Raw genomic sequence first — 4,253 nt, forward strand, 5'->3', positions numbered from 1 at the left:
GGGGGTGGGACGAGGACGCCGGGGTTGAGCAGGTTGGTGGGGTCGAGGGCGTGTTTGACGGCCGCGAGCACGGCCAGCTCCGCCGGTGAGCGGGACAGGCCCATCCACGCCGTCTTCGCCCGTCCGACGCCGTGTTCGGCGCCGATGCTGCCGCCGTCGGCCGCGGCCCGGGTGAGGATCGCCGTGGCAAGCGCCTCCCGGCCGCTGGTGTCGCCGCGGTCCAGCCCGGTGACGTTGACGTGCAGGTTCGCCTCGGCGAGATGCCCCCACAGGTGCAGCCGGGCGGACGGCGCCACCGCCGGCACCAGGGCGCGCAGATCGTCGACGAAGGCGGAGATACGGGCGAGCGGGACGGCGACGTCCAGCTTGAGCGGGACGTCGAGCGCGTTCACCGCCGCCGTGTGCCCCTCCCGGTAGGCCCACAGGCGCTCCCGGTCCGTGGCGGTGGTGGCGACGACCGCGTCCAGCACGCCGGTGGCGGTCTCGACCGCCGCGGCGAGGTCGCCGGTCGGGTCGGTGGGCCCGACGCACTCCACCAGCAGGTACGGGGTGTCCGGCGGGAACGGCCGGCCGGGGAACGGGGCCGGCCGGCCCTGGTGGGCGCACACCAGGTCGACGCCGTCGCCGAAGACCAGCTCGACGGCGTCCAGGGAGGGCACCGTGGCCCGCAGGGTGGCGACGAGGCCGACCGCGGCGGGCAGGCCGGTCACGGCGAGCAGAGCGGCTGTGCGCGCCGCAGGCAGCCCGACCAGCCGCAGCTGGACCTTCGTGATGACGCCCAGGGTGCCTTCGCTGCCGACGAACAGCGATGGCAGGTCGTAACCGACGTTGTCCTTGGGCAGGCCGGACAGCCGCCGCAGCACGCTGCCGTCGGCCAGCACCACCTCCAGCCCGGCCACCTGGCCGCGGGTCATCCCGTGGCGCAGCACCCGCTCGCCGCCGGCGTTGGACGCGGCGATGCCGCCGACGGTGGCCGAGCCGCGGGCGGCGAAGTCGACGCCGACGCCGTAGCCGGCCGCGCGCGTGTGCGCCTGGACGTCGGCGAGGGTCGCCCCGGCACCGGCCGTCACCAGCCCGGCGGCGGTGTCCACCGGCTCGAGCGCGGTGAGCCGGCGCAGGCTGAGCAGCACCGCCCCGGCCGCCGCGCCGGCCGGCACCGAACCGCCGACCAGGCCGGTGTTGCCGCCCTGGGGCACCACGGGCACGCCGTGCCGGGCGCAGATCCGCAGCACGGCGGCGACCTGTTCGGTCGTCGCGGGACGGGCCACGGCCGCGGCCCGCCCCCGGAAGGCGCCCGTCCAGTCGGTTTCGTAGCTCACGGTCACATCCGGGTCGGTGAGGACGTGGGCGGCGCCGAGCACGCCGACGAGATCTGTGATCAACACCCATCCATCATGCTGGGCCGTGCCGTCGGGTCCAGGCCCCGGGGCCTGCCGCGGGGGGCCGGTGGCGCTGGTGACCGTCAGCGACCAGTGCCGCCGGGCCCGCGCCCGGCCGGGCCGCCGCGTGCGACCTCCGCGACGCCGGCCGGGCAGGCCGCAGCCGGGAACGGACACCGATCGGGGGGGACCGGGCCGGGGAGACCGGGCCGGGGACATCCGCCTCCGGCGCTCTTCCGACGTCTCCGCGGTGCCGGCCGGTCCGGCATCAGCCGCCATCGGTCCGTATCGGTAGGTGGCGGCCGGCAGCGGTCGTGGCGTCGTCACGGTACGGCGTCGTACCACCAAGCTGTGTCACAAAGTTCATGTCGTGGACGAGCGGGCGTCCGCGCTGCCTCCCCGGGGCTTGGGACCGTGTTGTCGTGCGCGTCGCAGTGATCACCGAATCTTTTCTGCCGCACGTCGACGGCGTGACCAACTCGGTCTGCCGGGTGCTGGAGCATCTGCGGCACCGCGGCCACGAGGCGCTCGTCATCGCGCCCGCGGCCGGGACGCGTACGCCAGCGGCCTGCCCCGACGTCTACGCCGGTGCCCCGGTGCTGCGGGTGCCGTCGGTTCCGCTGCCAGGATATCCGGAGTTCCGGGTGGCGACGCCATGGCCCCGGCTGGTCGGCGTGCTCGCGGGCTTCCGGCCGGACGTCGTGCATCTGGCGGCCCCGGCGGGGCTGGGCGCGCAGTCCGCGTTCGCGGCCTGGCGGCTCGGGCTGCCGAGCGTGGCGGTGTACCAGACCGACTTCGCCGGCTTCGCCGCCCGCTACGGGCTCGCCCAGGCCGAACGGTCCATCTGGCGGTGGGTGGCCGCCGTCCACCGCCTCGCCGGGCGGACGCTCGCGCCGTCGTGGCCCGCGGTCGACATGCTGCTGCGCCAGGGCGTCCACCGGGTCGCCCGCTGGACGCGCGGGGTCGACCTGGAGCGGTTCCATCCACGCCACCGCGACCCGGCGCTGCGCCGCGGCCTCGCCCCGGGCGGGGAGGTGCTGGTCGGCTACGTCGGCCGGCTCGCCCGGGAGAAACGGGTGCACCTGCTCGGCGCCGTGCAGGACATCCCCGGGACGCGGCTGGTCGTCGTCGGTGACGGCCCGCTGCGGCCGGCGCTGCAACGCAGGCTGCCCCGGGCGGCCTTCCTGGGGTTCCGCTCCGGGGCGGAACTGGCGACGATCTTCGCAAGCCTGGACGTGTTCGTCCACACCGGCTCCCACGAGACGTTCTGCCAGGCCGCTCAGGAGGCCAAGGCCAGCGGTGTCCCGGTGGTGGCGCCGGCCGCGGGCGGCCTGCTCGACGTCGTCGACGACGGGCGCACCGGGCTGCACTTCACCCCGGACTCCCCGGCCGCGCTGGCCGGCCGCGTCACCGCCCTCGTCACCGACACCGGCCGGCGGACGGCCATGGGCCTCGCCGCCCGCCAGTCCGTCAGCGGCTGCGGGTGGGGCGCCATCGGGGACGAGCTGATCGGCCACTACCAGGACGTCCGCGGCCTGGGGACGGGGTACGGCGGCGGTGTGGCACCGCGGTCACGGGCCGTTCTCGCCCGCCGGACGGCGCGCTGCCACCACGGTGCCGACCGGGCCGGGACGTGTCACAACGAGGACGGGAGCACCCGGTGAAGATCGTCCAGGCGGCCAACTTCGTCGCGCCGCGCTCCGGTGGCATCCGCACGACGCTGCGGCACCTCGCCGCCGGGTACACCGCGGCCGGGCACGACGTCGTCCAGATCCTCCCCGGGGAACGCGACGGCGTCCGCCACACCCCGGACGCGACCGTGATCACCATGCGGGCGCCGCTGGTGCCCGGCACCGACTACCGGGTGCTGGCCGAGCCGTGGCGGGTCGCCCGGCTGCTGGCGGCCGAGGCGCCCGACCGGCTCGAGGTCCACGACCGGGCGACCCTGCGCCCGCTCGGCCGGTGGGCCCGCCGGGCCGGGGTGGGATCCGTCGTGGTCAGCCACGAACGCCTCGACCGGCTGCTGAACCTGTGGACGCCCCGCCCGCTGCGCGGGGTGCTGCCGGTGCGGGCCGCCGCCGACCGCTCCAACGCCGCGCTCGCGCGGTCGTTCGACACGGTGGTCGCCACCACCGCGTGGGCGGGCGAGGAGTTCCGCCGCGTCGGCGCCACCAACCTGCGGCGGATCCCCCTGGGGGTCGATCTCGACCGCTTCCGTCCCGACCGTTACGACACCTCGCTGCGGCGGGCCTTCGCCCGCGACAGCGAGGTGCTGCTGGTGCACGCCAGCCGGCTGTCGCCGGAGAAACGGGGCGACACCGCCGTGGACGCCCTGGCGGAGCTGGTCCGCCGCGGCGTCCCCGCCCGGCTGGTGATCGCCGGGGACGGCCCGAGCAGGGGGCGCCTGACCCGGCGCGCCGCCGGCCTTCCGGTGATCTTTCTTGGTTTCGTCGCGGACCGTGACCGGCTCGCCTCTCTGCTGGCGACCGCAGACGTGCTCCTCGCCCCCGGCCCGGTGGAGACGTTCGGACTGGCCGCGCTGGAGTCGATGGCCAGCGCGACCCCGGTCGTGGTCCACCACGGCAGCGCCCTGGCGGAGCTTGTCGTGCCCGGCGCCGGGGTCGTGGCCGCGGGCAGCGGCTGGACCTTCGCCGACGGCGTGGAGGATCTGCTCGCCCGCGACCCGTTCAGCCGCCGGCAGGCCGCGCGGGCCCGCGCGGAGCAGTTCCCGTGGCAGGTCACCGTCGACGGGTTCCTCGCCGCCCACGGGCTGGGCCCGGCCGCCGGACGCCCCGGCCAGCACCCCGCGCGACGGCAGCCCGCGGACGGACGTGACCGCGGCGCCGGCCGCGCCGCCTGACCGTGCCGTGGACA

At 76.7% G+C, this 4,253-nt stretch carries 3 protein-coding genes; 2 read left to right on the forward strand and 1 reads right to left on the reverse strand.

The window, feature by feature from the left end; genetic code table 11:
* Positions 1-1,385, reverse strand: a 1,385-nt coding sequence (locus NBW84_RS04280) for an FAD-binding oxidoreductase (RefSeq protein WP_250281906.1), incomplete at its 3' end; no start/stop codon positions are given.
* Positions 1,386-1,801: 416 nt separating this feature from the next.
* On the opposite strand from NBW84_RS04280, the gene NBW84_RS04285 reads away from it, so the two are divergent.
* Positions 1,802-3,043, forward strand: a complete 1,242-nt coding sequence (locus NBW84_RS04285) for a glycosyltransferase family 4 protein (protein WP_250281908.1) — start codon at positions 1,802-1,804, stop codon at positions 3,041-3,043.
* Positions 3,040-4,239, forward strand: coding sequence for a glycosyltransferase (locus NBW84_RS04290; RefSeq protein WP_250281910.1), 1,200 nt, complete (start codon positions 3,040-3,042; stop codon positions 4,237-4,239). Before NBW84_RS04285 ends, NBW84_RS04290 begins: the two co-directional genes overlap by 4 nt.
* The last annotated feature ends 14 nt before the right edge of the window (positions 4,240-4,253 follow it).

The organism is Protofrankia sp. CiP1_Cm_nod2 (assembly GCF_920664355.1).
Classification (GTDB): domain Bacteria; phylum Actinomycetota; class Actinomycetes; order Frankiales; family Frankiaceae; genus Protofrankia.